Source organism: Pedobacter cryoconitis (genome assembly GCF_014200605.1).
Lineage (GTDB): Bacteria > Bacteroidota > Bacteroidia > Sphingobacteriales > Sphingobacteriaceae > Pedobacter > Pedobacter cryoconitis_B.
The window spans coordinates 682,035-698,989 of the sequence record NZ_JACHCE010000001.1; the positions used below are offsets into that span (position 1 = coordinate 682,035).

Annotated in this window: 13 protein-coding genes; 5 read left to right on the forward strand and 8 right to left on the reverse strand. The window is 39.3% G+C overall.

The features are described from left to right. Positions 1–121: 121 nt before the first annotated feature. Entirely contained in the window at positions 122–2,266 is a 2,145-nt protein-coding gene (dcp, locus tag HDE68_RS03195; RefSeq protein ID WP_183878833.1) for a peptidyl-dipeptidase Dcp, read from the reverse strand. 53 nt (positions 2,267–2,319) lie between these two features. Next, positions 2,320–2,664, reverse strand: coding sequence for a response regulator (locus HDE68_RS03200; protein WP_183878836.1), 345 nt, complete (start codon positions 2,662–2,664; stop codon positions 2,320–2,322). A gap of 270 nt (positions 2,665–2,934) precedes the next feature. Here HDE68_RS03200 and HDE68_RS03205 point away from each other — a divergent pair, with 270 nt between their 5' ends. From HDE68_RS03205 to gpmA, 5 genes are all read left to right on the forward strand, one after another. Further along, positions 2,935–3,714 carry an Fpg/Nei family DNA glycosylase gene (locus tag HDE68_RS03205; RefSeq protein WP_183878838.1) on the forward strand — a complete coding sequence of 260 codons (780 nt, stop codon included), beginning with the start codon at positions 2,935–2,937 and terminating at the stop codon, positions 3,712–3,714. A gap of 104 nt (positions 3,715–3,818) precedes the next feature. Further along, the gene (locus HDE68_RS03210) at positions 3,819–5,558 is read left to right on the forward strand and encodes an ABC transporter ATP-binding protein (RefSeq protein ID WP_183878840.1); all 1,740 of its coding nucleotides are present in this window, start codon (positions 3,819–3,821) and stop codon (positions 5,556–5,558) included. Then, the gene (locus tag HDE68_RS03215) at positions 5,548–7,311 is read left to right on the forward strand and encodes an ABC transporter ATP-binding protein (protein ID WP_183878842.1); all 1,764 of its coding nucleotides are present in this window, start codon (positions 5,548–5,550) and stop codon (positions 7,309–7,311) included. Before HDE68_RS03210 ends, HDE68_RS03215 begins: the two co-directional genes overlap by 11 nt. A 20-nt stretch (positions 7,312–7,331) precedes the next feature. Beyond that, positions 7,332–7,958, forward strand: a complete 627-nt coding sequence (locus tag HDE68_RS03220) for a hypothetical protein (protein ID WP_183878844.1) — start codon at positions 7,332–7,334, stop codon at positions 7,956–7,958. A 72-nt stretch (positions 7,959–8,030) separates the two neighbouring features. Beyond that, positions 8,031–8,744, forward strand: a complete 714-nt coding sequence (gene gpmA, locus HDE68_RS03225; RefSeq protein ID WP_183878846.1) for a 2,3-diphosphoglycerate-dependent phosphoglycerate mutase — start codon at positions 8,031–8,033, stop codon at positions 8,742–8,744. On the opposite strand, the gene HDE68_RS03230 is transcribed toward gpmA, so the two are convergent. The 6 genes from HDE68_RS03230 to HDE68_RS03255 form a co-directional block, all read right to left on the reverse strand. Beyond that, positions 8,737–9,204 carry a hypothetical protein gene (locus HDE68_RS03230; protein WP_183878848.1) on the reverse strand — a complete coding sequence of 156 codons (468 nt, stop codon included), beginning with the start codon at positions 9,202–9,204 and terminating at the stop codon, positions 8,737–8,739. The genes gpmA and HDE68_RS03230 overlap by 8 nt on opposite strands. A gap of 66 nt (positions 9,205–9,270) precedes the next feature. Beyond that, positions 9,271–10,053: a transporter substrate-binding domain-containing protein gene (locus tag HDE68_RS03235; protein ID WP_183878850.1), complete on the reverse strand. Its 783-nt coding sequence runs from the start codon at positions 10,051–10,053 to the stop codon at positions 9,271–9,273. 117 nt (positions 10,054–10,170) lie between these two features. Then, complete coding sequence (locus HDE68_RS03240) at positions 10,171–11,751, reverse strand: M20/M25/M40 family metallo-hydrolase (protein ID WP_260171598.1); 1,581 nt, start codon at positions 11,749–11,751, stop codon at positions 10,171–10,173. 85 nt (positions 11,752–11,836) lie between these two features. Then, complete coding sequence (gene msrB, locus HDE68_RS03245) at positions 11,837–12,280, reverse strand: peptide-methionine (R)-S-oxide reductase MsrB (RefSeq protein WP_183878852.1); 444 nt, start codon at positions 12,278–12,280, stop codon at positions 11,837–11,839. 70 nt (positions 12,281–12,350) lie between these two features. Continuing rightward, entirely contained in the window at positions 12,351–13,745 is a 1,395-nt protein-coding gene (locus tag HDE68_RS03250) for a TolC family protein (RefSeq protein ID WP_183878854.1), read from the reverse strand. Positions 13,746–13,789: 44 nt separating this feature from the next. Beyond that, entirely contained in the window at positions 13,790–16,954 is a 3,165-nt protein-coding gene (locus HDE68_RS03255) for an efflux RND transporter permease subunit (RefSeq protein WP_183878856.1), read from the reverse strand. Position 16,955 lies beyond the last annotated feature (1 nt).

The window sequence follows — 16,955 nt, forward strand, 5'->3', positions numbered from 1 at the left end:
GGCTAAAATAAGAACAATATTTAGGAATACAGATCTGCCTTGAATAAAAAACAGGATTGCATGAGCAATGCAATCCTGTTAAATCTTAGCCTGTTGAACCTGAACAGGCAATAAATCCATATTATTTAACGATCAGACCACGGCTTTTCTCCATTGGGCCAATCTTAGGATCATGGCCTCTGAATTCACGGAACATCTTTCCATAATCTTCTGTATTTCCTTTAGATAGGATCATATCACGGAAACGCTGGCCATTAACCCTTTTTAGACCACCATTCTCTTCAAACCAGGAATAAGCGTCATCATCCAGCATCTCTGTCCACAGATAAGCATAATAACCAGCAGCATATCCGCCGCCCCAGATATGCGAGAAATAAGAAGTACGGTAACGGGATGGTACTTCAGGAAGATCCAGTTTCAGTTGATGTAAAGAGGCCTGCTCAAATTTATCCGTATTTTGCAAAGGGGCTTTGGCTGAAAGTTTGTGCCATGCCATATCTAAAGATGCAGCAGAAAGGATTTCAGTCAGGTTATAACCCTGATTAAAGGTGGCAGCCTTTTTAATTTTATCTACCAATACCTGTGGCATTAACTGGCCGGTTTTGTAATGAACAGCATAGTTTTTGAATACCTGCTGATTTAAAGCCCAGTGCTCATTGAACTGAGAGGGGAATTCTACAAAATCACGTGCCACATTTGTTCCGGATAGGGCTGGATATTTCTGGCTGGCAAATAAACCATGTAAACCATGTCCAAATTCATGAAACATCGTAGTTACATCACTAAAGCTAATTAAAGCAGGTTGCCCATCGGCAGGTTTAGTGAAATTACATACATTATAAATTACTGGTTTAGTACCCATTAATTTAGACTGGCCAACCAGGTTAGACATCCATGCGCCACCCGATTTGTTATCACGCTTAAAATAATCACAATAGAATAAGCCTATAGTTGATTTATCCTGATCGAAGACCTCAAATACTCTGACATCTTTTTGATACACAGGAAGATCATGACGTTCTTTAAATGTTATTCCATAAAGTAGGTTTGCAGCGTAAAAAACACCATTCTCCAATACTTTATTCAATTCGAAATAGGGCTTTACCTGGTTTTCGTCCAGATCATATTTTTGTTTTCTCACCTTTTCTGCATAATAATCCCAATCCCAGGGCTGGATTTTAAACCCTCCTTTTTCCAGATCTGCCTGAGCCTGAATATCAGCAGCTTCGAGTTTCGCTTTCGCAGTAGCAGCGGGAACCAGTTTAGCAAAAAAGGCATCAACAGCAGCAGGTGTTTTAGCCATCTGATCCTGCAGTTTCCAGGTTGCATAATCAGGAAAACCCATTAATTTAGCTTTGTCTGCACGAATTTTTGCAATACGTACAATGGTGCTTCTGGTATCATTTGCGTCCTGTTTCTCTGTACGGTCCCAGGAAGCATTAAATAATTTTTCACGTGTTGCCCGGTTAGTCAGTGCTTGTAAAGAAGGTTGTTGGGTAGTATTTTGCAAAGGGATCAGCCATTTTCCATCTTGTTTATTTGCTTTTGCATTTTGTGCAGCAGCATCGAGTTCTCCTGGTGAAAGTCCTGCCAATTCTGCTTTGTCAGCAACGACAAGCGCACCGGCTTTATTTGCTGCAAGTAACAGGTTGGAAAATTTTGCACTTAAAGAAGCTTCTTCTTCATTTAGTTTTTTTAGTTTGTCTTTATCATTATCTGATAACTTGGCACCAGCCAGTTCAAATTGCTGCTCATAATATTCAACGAGGCGTTTGTCTTCGTCATCAAGTTTGAGTTGTTCACGGTTATTGTAAATTGTTTGTACACGTTTAAATAATTTGGAGTTCAGGTAAATGGCATCCTGGTGCGCTGCTTGTTTTGGCGCGATTTCTTCTTGTATCTTTTGTAGTTTAGGATTTGTATTTGCACCTGTTAGTGCGTTAAATACATTATTGGCCCTTGTTAACATCTGACCGCTTTTTTCCATAGCGACCAGGGTGTTTTCAAAGGTTGGGGCAGCTGTATTATCTGCTATTTTTTGCATTTCATCCAGTTGGATTTTCATTCCTTCCTCTAATGCAGGCTGGAAATCATCATCCTTGATCTGATCAAATGCTGGGGTCTGATAGGCCAGTTTACTTGTATCAGCAAAAGGGTTGGCAGAAGATGAACGGGTTTCTCCGTTACCGGATTTATCGTTGTTGTTACTGCAGGATGCTGTAACAGCAATAATTGCCATAAGCGGCATGATAAATATCTTATTCATAATTTATTATAAATGGTTTAGCCGAATTTACATAAAATTGTGATGGGCTATCTTTAATATTTTCCCAATACAGCTAAGAGGTGATCAATATCAAAAGGTTTGGAGATATAATCATCAAAGCCAGCGCTGGCATATTCCTTTTGGATATTGTAATTACAACTCAGGGCAAGTACCGGAAGCTCAGGAAAGTCTTTTTTGATGGATTCGCATAAGCAGGTACATTCCACACCCGAGAGCCTGAAGTCAAGTAAAACCAGGTGGGGGTTAAAGCTGCTTATCTGTGCAGCTACGTCTTTATAATGCAGAATAGGCAACACCTCGAAACTTGCATCCTCTAAAAGGAAAGTCAGCGTTTCGAGCAGGTCGAAGTCAGTATCCTGTACAATTACTTTTTTCATCAGGACTCATTTTTTTATTAATAATCAAAAAATGAGTTTGAGAGCATTTGATGACTAACTAAATATAATTATTTTTTTACTGATTAAATATAAAATATCAAACTCCTTTCAGGAATGTTACTGTTTTCTTAAAAATGCTTTTGTCAGGGGTTAATCAGATAAATACAGGGTTATATGGATTTCTGCATGATTCCTAATTTTAAGCATTAAATTGCTATTCATGAAAAATTCGCGTATATTTTAGCCTGATTAAAACCTAATTGATACTATATGCCTGAATTACCAGATTTAGAAATTTTCAGCCGTAATCTTGAACATCATTTAAAAGGAAAGCAGCTGAGAGAAATTGTAGTGAAAAATCCTAAGAAACTGAATGTTTCTGTCAAAGAATTAAATCTTTCTATCGAAAATCAAAAGCTTATTAATGTATCCCGTTCGGGTAAAGAACTATATTTCGAATTTGAAAATAAAGCTGTATTAAGTTTCCACCTGATGCTGAAAGGTGAACTTCATTTCCTTAAAAAAGAAGAAAGTCCAAAACATAGTATTCTTGAAATGCATTTTAAAGATGGCAGCCATCTTTGTTTAACTGACTTTCGTGGAATGGCAAAAGCGACACTTAACCCTGCTGAAGATCCTGCTCCGGATGCTCTGGCCAAAGAAATAGATGAACATTTTTTTAAAAACATCTTTGCTTCAAAAAAAGCGGCTGTTAAAAATGTGTTATTAGATCAGCATGTGATCAGGGGAATAGGTAATGCCTATGCAGATGAAATTTTATGGGAAGCAGGAATCTCTCCTTTCTCATCAGCTTATAAAATACCAGTTGAAAAGCTGAAAGATCTGGCCAAAGCAGTAAGGCATGTCTTAAAAAATGCCGTTGAACAGATCTCCAAAACACATCCGGCTATTATTAGCGGAGAAGTGCGGGATTTCCTGAAAATCCATAGTCCAAAGAAAACACACAGCCCATCGGGTGTACCTATAATCATTGTGAAAACAGGAGCCAGAAAGACTTACTATACAGAAGAACAGGAAATCTATAATTAAATACCTGCTTTATTATTCTTTGTATTTGTTTAAAATAAAAATTTATAACTTCATCAGCTCAAATAAGCCATTATTGATCATGGCTGAAGGTATAGATTTTTAAAATGAAGAAACAAATCAGTTCTGATAAAAAAGGCCCTCCGGGAATTTTCAGCCTGTTGAAACCTTATCGGGTAATGGTTATTCTGCTTATTCTGTTTGCTTTATTCAGCAATGGATTAAACTTATGGCTGCCCAGAATGATTGGTCATGGGATTGATGCTTATAATGCAGGTACGTTCTCTTATGAAGCTATTATTGTAGAATTTACGGTTGTATCTGTAATTATATTTATATTCAGTTATCTGCAGGGGATTGTACAAACTTATGCTTCTGAGAAGGTAGCACGTGACCTGAGAACCAGAATTACTCAAAAGATTTCTAATCAGAGTTATGCTTTTATTGAGCAAACAAGTCCTTCAAAATTACTGACTAATCTGACTTCTGATGTAGATTCAGTTAAGCTTTTTATTTCACAGGCGATAGTCTCTATAGTCTCTTCTATATTTATTATTATCGGAGCTACTATCTTGCTGCTGAGTATTAACTGGAAACTGGGTTTAACGACCATTTGTATTATTCCAATTATAGGTGGTGCTTATTATGTCGTACTGGGTAAAGTAAAAGTCCTGTTTAAAAAGAGCAGGGAAGTTATTGACTGGTTAAATAAAGTAATTAATGAAAGTATTCTTGGGGCTGCACTAATTCGTGTAATCAATTCTCAGCAACTGGAATATGAGAAGTTTTTTAACGCAAGTACACAGGCAAAAACTATTGGTATTTCTATACTGCGTTTGTTTGCATGGCTGATTCCAATTATCGTTTTTACAGCAAATATGGCTGGATTAACTATCCTGGCTCTGGGTGGGCATTATGTAATTAAAGGCAGTATGACCATTGGTGATTTTGCTGCTTTCAATAGCTATCTTGCTTTATTGATTTTTCCAATTTTGGTTATTGGTTTTATGAGTAATGTAATTGCACAGGCTACAGCTTCATTTGGAAGGATCAGCCAGGTATTGAATGCAAAGGATCCTGCCGAAAAAGGTACAATTACACAAAATCTTACCGGTGCAATAGCTGTTGAACATGTTAGCATTACTTACGGCGAGAAATCTTCGGTAAAGGATATTTCTTTTAAAGTAGAACCGGGCGCTAAAATTGCGATTATTGGCCCAACTGCCGCAGGGAAATCCCAATTACTTTATCTTTTGACAGGTCTTATATCCGCCAGTTCAGGAAAAGTATTGTATGACGGAAAACCAATAGAAGAGTATCAGTCAGAAGCTTTCCATGCACAAGTTGGTTTTGTCTTTCAGGATAGTATCATGTTTAACATGAGTATCCGCGAAAATATTGCTTTCAGTGATCTGGTAACAGATGAGTCTCTTGAAAAATCGATTGCTACTGCAGAATTGAAAGACTTTATAGATGCAATGCCAGAAGGTTTAAATACAAAAGTGTCAGAGCGTGGATTGAGTCTTTCGGGAGGACAAAAACAACGGATTATGCTGGCCCGTGCTTTAGCACTAAACCCTAAGATCTTATTGCTGGATGATTTCACCGCAAGAGTAGACCCGCAGACCGAACAAAAAATACTGGCCAATATCGCTGCTAATTATCCGGGGCTGACATTGATTTCAGTTACACAGAAAATTGCGGCTGTAGAGCATTATGAAAAAATTATTCTGCTGATGCAGGGCGAATTACTCGCTGCCGGAACTCACCGCGAACTGATGGACACCTGTCCTGAATATGTACAGATCTTTAATTCTCAACAAAGTACTGCCAATTATGAATTATAACCTGAATAGTCTGCCGGCAGGAGAGTCCAGAAGTTCTACCTGGTCTGGGGTAAAGAGCCTGCTGAAATTGGTTGAGCAAGAAAGAAAGACCCTGATTATAGCCCTGTGTGCAGTATTACTGAATGCCTTTCTAAATTTATTGGGTCCTTTTTTAATTGGACATACCATTGATAAATATATTCTGACCAAACAATATCATGGCGTACTGGTATTTTCAGGAATACTTTTGGCCATGTATGTGACGGCTTTTGTAAGCAGTTATTTCCAGACCAAGTTAATGGGGGGATTAGGACAGCGTATTATTTTTGAATTGCGGAACTCAATCTTTAATAAGATCCAGCAGCTTCCTCTTGCTTTTTTTAATGAAAATAAAGCAGGTGATCTGATTTCCAGGGTAAATAATGACACGGATAAACTGAGTCAGTTCTTCTCACAGGCGCTAATGCAATTCATCAGTAATATTGTGATTATGACTGGTGCGGGTATATTTTTGGTAGTCATTAATCCTGAACTCGGACTGGCTGCTTTAGTACCTGCTGCTTTTATCTTAATTTTCACCAAAGTGGTTTCTCCCTGGATCAAGAAAAAGAATGCACTAAACCTGAAAAGTACGGGGGCTATGAGTGCTGAAATCCAGGAAAGCCTGAATAATTTTAAGGTTATTATTGCGTTTAACAGGCGTGATTATTTCAGGCAAAGATTTCATCAGGCTAATCAGGATAACTATAAAACTGCGATTGGTGCTGGCCTGGCCAATAATATATTTTTGCCTGTATTTGGCTTTTTCTCTTCTATAGCACAGCTAACGGTATTGTCTTTTGGTGTTTATCTGATTACCAAAGGCTATTTTACGATAGGTCTGCTAGTGAGTTATCTTTCTTATGCTACGAATTTTTACAATCCGCTGCGTCAGTTAGCGGCATTATGGACTAGTTTCCAGCTTGCTTTAGCAGGATGGGACAGGATTTCTCAGATATTATCCCTTAACAATAACCTGGTAACAATAGGTTATGACGATACTGTCAATCCAACTAATGCTGTACTCGAGTTCAGAAACGTACATTTTGGTTATCCTGGAGGATATGAGATTCTGCATAATATAAGTTTTGCTATGGAACAAGGCAAAACTTATGCACTGGTAGGGCCAACGGGTGGGGGTAAAACAACTACAGCTTCTTTAATGGCACGTTTATATGATCCTTTAGAAGGGACGATATTGTTAAAAGGTAAAGATATACGTACTTACAGTCCTGAGGAACGCGCAGAAAAAATAGGTTTTATTTTACAGGAACCGTTTTTATTTACCGGAACAGTAAGGGAAAATATCTTGTATAGTAATGCCTTATATCGTAAATTCAGTAATGAACAATTTATAAAAGTATTACAGGAGGCTAAACTGGAAGGTTTGCTCAATACCTTTGACAAGGGACTCGATACTGAAATTTTATCTGGCGGGGATAGCCTGAGTATAGGCCAGAAACAGCTGATTGCATTTATGCGGGCTGTTTTGCGTAAACCAGAGTTATTAATTCTGGATGAAGCTACGGCTAACATCGATACGATTACAGAGCAATTGCTTGGACAGATTCTGTCTAACTTACCCAAAGAGACTACGCTGGTAGTTATAGCGCACCGCTTAAACACAATTGAAAATGCAGATGAGATATTCTTCATCAATTCGGGAGAAGTGACAAGGGCGGGATCTTTTAAAGAGGCGGTAGACAGATTAATGCACGGAAAGAGATTGAGTTGATTTCTTATAAATTATTAAATATGGCAGTAACTAAATATAATTCAGAAGATATCATTCCTATAGTTGTTCATATACTGAGTTTTTCTACGATGAAATTTGCAGAATATGGTTATCGCTCGATCGTAGAAAATGAGGTAACTCATTTAAAAGGACTGGATGAGAGTGATATTACCCCAGTGATGTATTTTGAATTACTGGAAGCTTCGGACGACGAAATATCTGTGGCCATCAGGGATTGCATTGCTCATATAGATGCAACAGTGGATACTTTCTGTTTATTATATGGGTTGGATCTGGATGTATTGTATTCTGATGAACGGATACATGAACTGGCTTGTGCTTTATATTTTGATCTTTGTGATTATACAGAAGGTGTGATAGAAGAAGATATGGAAGGAGCAATTACAGAATTACCTTTTGCAACTGCCAATGCGTTTTTCTTTTTGTGCAAGCTGGTGCTTCAGGAAGAAATTGACCATGAATTTCTGATGGAAGACGGATTGCTTGGAAAGGGATTTGATGAATTGGAGTTTATAGATACTTCAAATAATAATGTGGCAATCCTGCATGATCTTGTTCGTGAGATTATGCGCATGAATTTAAAGATTTCAGATATTTATACCAACCGGAATAGCCGGGTCTTGTAAATACTTCTTTCTGCTCTGGAAATAAACAAAATGTTTGTTTTGATGTTCTGTTATTACAAATAAGTTATTGCTATGAATAAGTTGGTTTTAATCAGACATGGGCAAAGTGAATGGAATCTTGAAAACAGATTTACAGGCTGGGAGGATGTAGATTTAAGTGAAAAGGGCAGGGCCGAAGCTATACAGGCTGGTCGGTTACTCTCAGAAGCGGGTTTTACTTTTGATATGGCTTATACTTCTGTTCTTAAAAGGGCTATCAAAACTCTGCATCTTGTGCTGGAAGAAATGGATGCACTCTGGATTCCGGAGATCAAAGCATGGCAGCTTAATGAAAGGTATTATGGAGCCTTACAAGGGCTTAATAAAGCCGATACTATAGCAAAGTATAGTGCAGAACAAGTATTGATCTGGAGACGGAGTTTTACGGTTCCTCCTCCTGCAGTAACTGAAGATGATATACGTGCACCCTTTAATGATATACGTTATGCAGGGGTAGACCCCTCTCTTTTACCTTTAACAGAGAGTCTTGAAACGATGATGAAAAGGGTTATTCCTTATTATCAGAATGAAATATCCCCGGCACTTAAAAGTGGTAAACATATCCTTATTGCTGCTCATGGAAATACGCTGAGAGGACTGGTCAAATATCTTGATCAGCTTTCGGACCAGGATATTGTGAACTATGAGGTTCCAACCGGGGTTCCTTTGGTTTATGAAATGGATGATAGCTTTATGCCTTTGCGTAAATATTTCCTCCATCCGCAAAATCAGGAAGGAGCTATTTAGGCTCCTTTTTGCATTCTACTGGTGCATAGGTAAATCTTCCCTGCCCAAAATCTATAGGTATATCTTTTCTAAAGTAAGTTCTGCCCATTGTAGTTTCCATTTTTCCAATACCCATAATCAGTTTGCCATCTTTTTTTAAGAACGCAAGCGGATTTTTATAGACCACAGGTTTTTTTCCTATTTTAAAGGTATAATTGACAATTAAAGTATCACCTTTAAAAGTTCCCTCAATTTCCCCGTTATTATTATCTTTCTGATCATAACTAATGATCAGATTTCCCTTAACCTTTTGCTTGCTAAAAGAATCAAGTTCCATTCTTGCAGTATCTTTTCCATCAATGGCTATATAGCAGGTTGTAGAGATAGCTTTTTCAGGTGGTTTGGCAGGACTGTTATTTTGAGTGCAACTGTATAATGCTGTTGACGACAATACCGTAAAAAGTAGAAGGCGATTTCTCATATGCTTTATTTTATTTAAATATATAAATTAGATGCTTTAGTCTGCTTATTTCCATATTACGGAGTTTTATTTATTCTCTTTCTTTAACCACTCATTTACTTTACGTTGCAATACAGTATCTGTTTTATTGAACATCATTGCTTTGGCATAAGCAGGGCTGATATCATCGTTCAGTGTGATCCAATATAATTCCGGGTGCTTTTTCTGCTGATATTTAGCTTCCGTTTCATCTGTAAACATAACATCTGCATTGTTGTCTAATAAGGCTTTAAAAACTTGCTGGTTATCTGGTATGACATGAATGGTTGCCCGCTGAATATGCTTTTGAGCAAAAATTTCATTTGTTCCCCCTATATTCTCCATGATGCGTACAGCTGGCTGATCTATACTGTTAAAATCTTTAAACCTGTTACGGTCAGCTAAACGGAATACTGCAACCTTACGATCCATCAGCAGGGGCACAGAGAAATTAAATTGCTTTGCTCTGGCTGCATTGACTGAAATTCCGCCTATTGCGATATCAAATTTGCTGGTCAGCAGATCTGTACCAAGATCTTTCCAGGTCGTTTTGATGAAAATCACTTTTTTGCCCAGATCTTTACCCAGGCGTAAAGCGAGGTCAATTTCATCTCCCTGAAATTGATGTGTCAGGGTATCAAAGCTGGTCAGGGGTGGATAGTCGCCAGTAGAACCAACCCGAAGAACTGAACTGTTTATGCTGAATGATTCTGAACTGTTTGTGGTCTTGACGGGTGGTTTTTTGATGAGCTGAGCACGACAGGCAATAGCCAGAAGGGGGATCAGACAACATAAAAGATAAAGACGAAAAAGAGGTTTTTTAGAATCCATGTCAGTAATGATCAGATAAAGGGGGCAGGTAAAAAGATACAGGGCCTATCCAATACAATGCCCCCATAATTTAGGCAATTATGAGGGCATTTATGCTAATCAAAAGAAATTAATCTTTTAGTTTACACCACCTTTACGGGTAGGTTTTACAACAGGAGGCCATGTACCCGGTTCACCGGTTTTTGGGTTAACAGGTAAGACCACTTTCTCTCTTGATGTTTTTTCTGGATCTTCACTAGCCATATAAGCTAAAACAGCCGTTAATGTTGCATTATTTCTGACATCATCAAATACGATCTTATCATAAGTATCTCTGTTGGTATGCCAGGTATAAGTACCGTAAGACCAGCTATTAGAGCTTAATGAAAATGCCGGGGCACCAGCTGCAACAAAAGATGCAAAATCAGAACCGCCACCACCCGGAGCACCGGGGAAATTAGTTGTGATATGTTTTTTGATACTTTCAGGTACGTTTGATAACCAGCGGCCCAGATAATCATAAGAATTCAGGAAACCTTGTCCTGCAAGATTCACAACCCTTCCTGTACCATTGTCCTGGTTAAATACAACCTGTATATTTTTCACGATTTCAGGATGATCTTCTACAAAAGCTCTTGATCCGTTTAAACCTTGTTCTTCACTGCCCCAGTGTCCTATCAGAATGGTCCTTTTAGGGTTAGGGTACATTTTTTTCAAGATCCTTGCCGCTTCCATCATCGTGATTGTTCCTGTACCGTTATCAGTTGCACCGGTTCCACCATCCCACGAATCAAAATGCGCAGATAAAATCACATATTCATCTGGTTTTTCGGTACCCTTAATTTCAGCAATCGTATTGAAGGTTGGTACCATGCCAAGCTCTTTTGAGTCTGCACGAACACTGATTTTTGGTTTGTTCCCAGATTCAGACAGTCTGTATAACAGCCCATAATCTTCTAAAGAAATATCTACGGTAGGTATTGTTTTTGTATTTGCACCGAAGATTTTATTCACACCGAAACCTGCCGACCAGTTACTGGTCACTACGCCCAGGGCACCTGCCTTTTCAAATGCAGCAGGAAGGGTTTTTAGGGTTAAACCAGTTTTCTTCAGGTTAGCAAGCCATGCAGCAGTTTGTGCAGTTCTGCTGTTTTTCATTTTTTCAAAAGACTCTGGAGTAGCAAACTCTGTCCAGTTATAATCGGGTCTGCCGGTAGGCTGGTTCATAGAGAATAAAACGAATTTTCCTTTGACTGCCGGTAACCATTTTTGAAAAGCAATAGAATCAGTTACTTCCGGTAAGATGATAACCTCTCCAATGACAGATTTCCCTTTAGTACCAGGACTCCAGGCAAGCTGCATTCCTTCTAAGGATTTAACACGCGGATAAACCATATCGATATGGGAAACGCCTCTTTCCCAGCCACGCCATTCGCCCCATTTCTCATTTTTTGCTGTAATTCCCCAACCTGCATATTTGGCAATTGCCCAGTCATTTGCCTGTTTCATTTGTGGGGACCCAACCAGGCGTGGTCCAACCACATCCATCAGTTCATGGGCAAGATTTTCTAACTGAGAATTTTCGGTAGCTTCTTTGACTATATTATCAATAACCTGGTTTTTTGTTTGTGCATAGCCGATATTTCCCGTTAGCAGCAGGGAAATCATCAGGGCTTTTGTACTATGCTTTAAATAAGAGTGTTTTTGGATAGCTTTCATTAATTTAGGGTTGATTACAATTTCAATTGAAAGGTAACCATAAAAGCTTTTATCCCCCGAAAAGTAACAAAATTGTGTCTTCTGCTTATTGCTGGTCCGGCTCAAATTCGAGCGATACAGAATTCATACAGAACCTTTTATAGGTTGGCGCAGGGCCATCATTAAAAATATGCCCCAGATGGGAATCACAACGGCCGCAAGTCACTTCAATTCTGCGCATGCCATAACTGATATCTTCTTTATAAATCACACTGCCTGGTTTAATCGTTTCAAAGAAACTCGGCCATCCGCAGCTGCTGGCAAATTTAGCATCCGATTTAAACAGGATGTTACCGCAAACAGCACAATAATAGGTGCCAATTTCTTCACTGTCCCAATACTTTCCTGCAAATGCACGTTCAGTACCCTGCTCTCTGGCTACATGATATAAATCAGCAGGCAGAATCTTCTTCCATTCCGCATTGGGAATATCAAGTTTCGTATCGTTTGTTCTGGAGTAATAAGGGTTAGCAGGCAGGTTCGTATTCATAGGATAAAGATAAAAAAAACAAATTGTAAAAGCTATGCTGAGATAGCTTTTACAGATCTGTCTGAACAACTTAATTCCACCCACCACCTAGTGCACGGTATAAATTAACTACCGCACGCAGTTTCTGACTCTGATCATTGATGCTTTTCAATTCTGCAGTCAGCAGATTTTGTTCGGCAGTCAAAACATCCGTATAATTTGTGTTTTTACTATAATTCAGCAACTCTTTATTAAAAGATACAGCCTGGCTCAATGCAGTCAGTTGTTTTTCTCTTTTGCCTGCTTTCTGAGCAGCAAACTGATAAGCAGATAAGGCATCAGATACCTCCTGACTCGCTTTTAACAAGGACAATTCAAAATTATACAAAGCCTGTTTTTGCTGGGACTGAGCAGTAGCCAGCTTTGCTTTATTCAGGCCTCTGTTAAAAAGTGGCTGTGTGATGCCACCGGCGATATTACCAAATAAACCAGCGCTATTAATCCAGTCTTTAAGCGTGAGACTGGAAAAACCTCCTGCTGCGGTGATTGTAAGCGCAGGGTAGAAATTAGTTTTTGCGACATTGGTACGCTCAAATGCGGCCCTGAATGTATATTCTGCCTGTTGTACATCCGGTCTGTTAGCCAGTAACTGCGCAGGGATACCAGGTTTTAAATCATAATCCAGTTTTTGCCGGGCTAAAGAGGTCCTTTCAATTTTTCCGGGCCCTCTGGCAAGTAACACACTCAGTGCATATTCGGTCTCTTTGATTTTTTGCTCGATATCAGGAATAGCCAGATCAGCTTCATAATAGTTGGCTTCACTTTGTACAACCGCAACACCGTTCAATACAGAACTTTCAAAAAGCAATTTAATCGCATCCGAGTCAGCCTTCCTGTTTAAAGCAGTTTTTTTGGTAACGGTCAGCTGTTCATCCAGGGAAAGCAAATCGTAATAATAGTTCGCAATATTTGCTACCAGCTGCGTCTGCACCGCTCTTTTTGCTGCATCAGAAGTCAGTAAACCTGCCAGAGCGGCACGTTTAGCACTGCTTAATTTACCCCACACGTCAATTTCCCAGGCCGTGGTAATGCCAAAATCGTACTGCGTAGAATTATCAAAAATCCCAAAACTCTGCGGATAAGCCAGTTTAGATTGTTTAACTGAAAGATTGGTATTGACTTCAGGTAAAAAAGCCGCTTTACTCATTTTTAAGTTTGCTTTGGCCTCATTGATTCTTTCTACGGCAATCTTCAAATCAAAATTGGCCTGCAGACCTTGAATAATCAATTGGTTTAACACCGTATCTGTAAAAACTTCAGACCACTTTAAGGCTGCCATATTGGTTGTGTCCGGATTGTCTGCGCCCGGGTAATCGGGCGCAATGGAAATAGCTGGTTTACGGTAAGGCTGTGTAACCTTACAAGAACTCCATAAGCCCGAAAAGATTGCTAAAGGGATCAGGAACTGATGATATATTGGTTTCATCTATTTGTGTTTTTTTAGCCGGAGCCGCTAAAGGCTCTGGCTTTTTAGTTTAAAATAATTTCTGGTAAAGGTGAAGGTTCATGTTTTGGAGGGTGTACACCAGATATCTTCTCGTGTAAAGCCTGGAAGAGAATAAATAATACAGGAATTACAAATACCCCGAATATTGTACCGATCAGCATACCGCCGACAGCCGCTGTTCCAATAGACTTATTACTCAATGCCCCTGCACCTGTAGCCAGCATCAGGGGGATCAGCCCGAAAATGAAAGCAAAAGAGGTCATTAATATAGGCCTTAACCTGGACTTTGCTCCGTATATAGCCGATTGTGTGATGCTTCTGCCGCTTAATCTGTGCATCAAAGCAAATTCAACAATCAGAATCGCATTTTTGGCTAACAATCCAATCAGCATAATTAAGCTGATCTGAAGGAAGATATTGTTATCTACACCAAATATCTTTGCAAATATAAATGCTCCGGCCAATCCTATGGGTAAGGATAATAAGACTGCAAAAGGTAAAATATAACTCTTATACTGCGCACTAAGCAAGAAATAAATAAAGATCAGGCAGAGTGCAAAAATTAATGTAGTCTGGCTGCCACTGGATAACTCTTCTTTAGTTAATCCGGAAAACTCATGAGAATAGCCACGGCCTAAAGTTTGTTCTGCGACTTCATTAATTGCTTTAATCGCATCTCCGGAGCTGAAACCTTTATTGGGAGTTCCGGTAACAGTAGTTGAGGTAAACAAGTTAAAACGGTTAATAAATTCAGGGCCATAAGTCTTTTTAAGGGTTACAAATTCTGTAATTGGCGCCATAACCCCTTTATCTGTTCGTACAAATACCTTATTGATATCAGCTTCTTTCCCTCTAAAATCGACACGGGACTGCATCATAACCCGGTACTGTTTGCCAAACTTATTAAAGTCAGAAGCATATAATCCACCATAATAACCCTGAAGCGTATTCAGTACCGTTTTCACGTTTACCCCTGCATCTTTACATTTAGCTACATTAACATTTACTTCCAGTTCCGGAAATCCGATATTAAATGGGGATGCCGCATACATAATCTCAGGACGCTTATTCAAAGCCCCCATAAATTTTTCAATATGCGCTGCAAAATTTGCATAGCTGCCGCCTGTTTTATCCTGAAGCTGAACCTCAAAACCATTGTTGTTACCAAAACCCTGTAAGGTTGGCGAAGCAAAGAAAATAATTTTAGCTCCTTTAATGTGGCTTGTTTTTGCAAATAACTGATTCACAATACTGGTCACATCCTGGTCTTTCCCTTTCCTGTCTTTCCATGGTTTTAAACGGATAAACAAGGCTCCATAAGAACCTCCTGATCCATTGATTAAATCCATACCTGCCAGTCTGGAAGAAAGCTCTACCTCAGGTATTGATCTTGCAATACTATCCACGATGTCAGTAATTTCTTCTGTGCGGGACAGGGTAGAGGCAGGGGGCAAAATAATATCTCCATATATCGCACCACTGTCTTCATTAGGAACAAATCCTGTAGGTGTAGTTTTGATCAGGAAATAGAAAATACCTGCAAAAACTGCAATACCAGCTAAGGCTATCCATTTTCTACGGATTAAAAACCTGACCCCTCCAATATATTTATGGGTTAGAGTTTCGAATGCCGTATTAAAACCGGCATAGAATCCGGGTAGAAAACCTGTCGGCTGATGATGACCTTCCGGTCCATGGGGTTTAAGAAATATGGCGCATAAAGCGGGACTTAAGGTTAGCGCATTCACTGCCGAAATTACAATTGCAACCGCCAGTGTTAATCCAAACTGTTTGTAAAACACACCAGCAGAACCCGTAATGAAAGTAACAGGAAGAAATACTGCCGACATAATCAGGGTAATGGATATAATTGCCCCGCTGATTTCGCTCATGGCATGTATAGTGGCCTTTTTGGCTGATTTTGCGCCCTGATCCAGTTTGGCATGTACAGCTTCTACCACTACAATCGCATCATCCACTACAATTCCAATTGCAAGTACTAAAGCGAATAAAGTAAGTAAGTTGATAGTGAAACCAAAAAGTTTAAGGAAAAAGAAGGTACCAATAATCGCTACCGGTACTGCAATTGCAGGAATTAAAGTCGATCTTAAATCCTGAAGGAATATAAATACGACGATAAAAACCAAAATAAATGCTTCTGCTAAAGTAGAGACTACCTTTTCAATTGAAGCATCCAGAAAGTCGTTGGCATTGGAGAAAGGGTGGTAGGTGACACCCGGAGGGAAGTCTTTTGATGCGTCTTCTAAGATCTTTTCACAGGCAATAATTAATTCCCTGGCATTTGCACCGGAAGTCTGACTGATTTCCCCACCAGAAGAAACCTGCCCTTGTGTCATTAAGGTAGTTGTATAATCCTGTGCGCCAAATTCTACCTGTGCTACATCTTTAAGTCTTAATAAACCACCTTGTTTAGCACTGCGAAGGATAATATCTTCAAATTGTCTGACTTCTTCTAAACGGCCTGTATATTTTAAGGTGTATTGTACCGATTGATTACTGTTTTCTCCCAGTTTACCCGGAGCAGCTTCGATATTCTGTTCTTTCAGCGCAGCCACAATATCATCAGGTATTAAGCCCTGGCTGGCCATAGCATCTGGTTTTAGCCAGATTCTCATGGAATATTCCTGCATACCGTAAATTTGTGTACCGCCCACGCCATTTACCCTTTTGATTTGAGGCATGATGTTTATTCTCAGGTAATTATCCAGGAATTTCTGATCATAGGCAGGGTTGCTGCTATATAACAGGAAACTGTAGGCCGAACTGCTTAATTCTTTACTCGTTGTAATTCCAGCCTTAATGACTTCTTCTGGTAGTAAACTGGTCGCTTTAGTTACTCTGTTCTGTACATTGATGGCGGCCTGATCCGGATCTGTACCTTGTTTAAAGAATACGGTGATTTTGGCACTTCCGTTATTACTCGCAGTAGAGGTCATGTAAGTCATATTTTCTACACCGTTGATCTGTTCTTCTAAGGGAACAATCACGCTTTTCATAACCACATTAGCACTGGCCCCCTGGTAAGCAGCCGTTACAGAAACGGTAGGGGGTGCTATATCCGGATATTGGGAAATCGGCAGGGATACTAAACCCAAAATCCCCAGGATGACGATAATAATCGATATGACCGTAGACAATACCGGGTTTTCAATAAATTTCTTTAACATG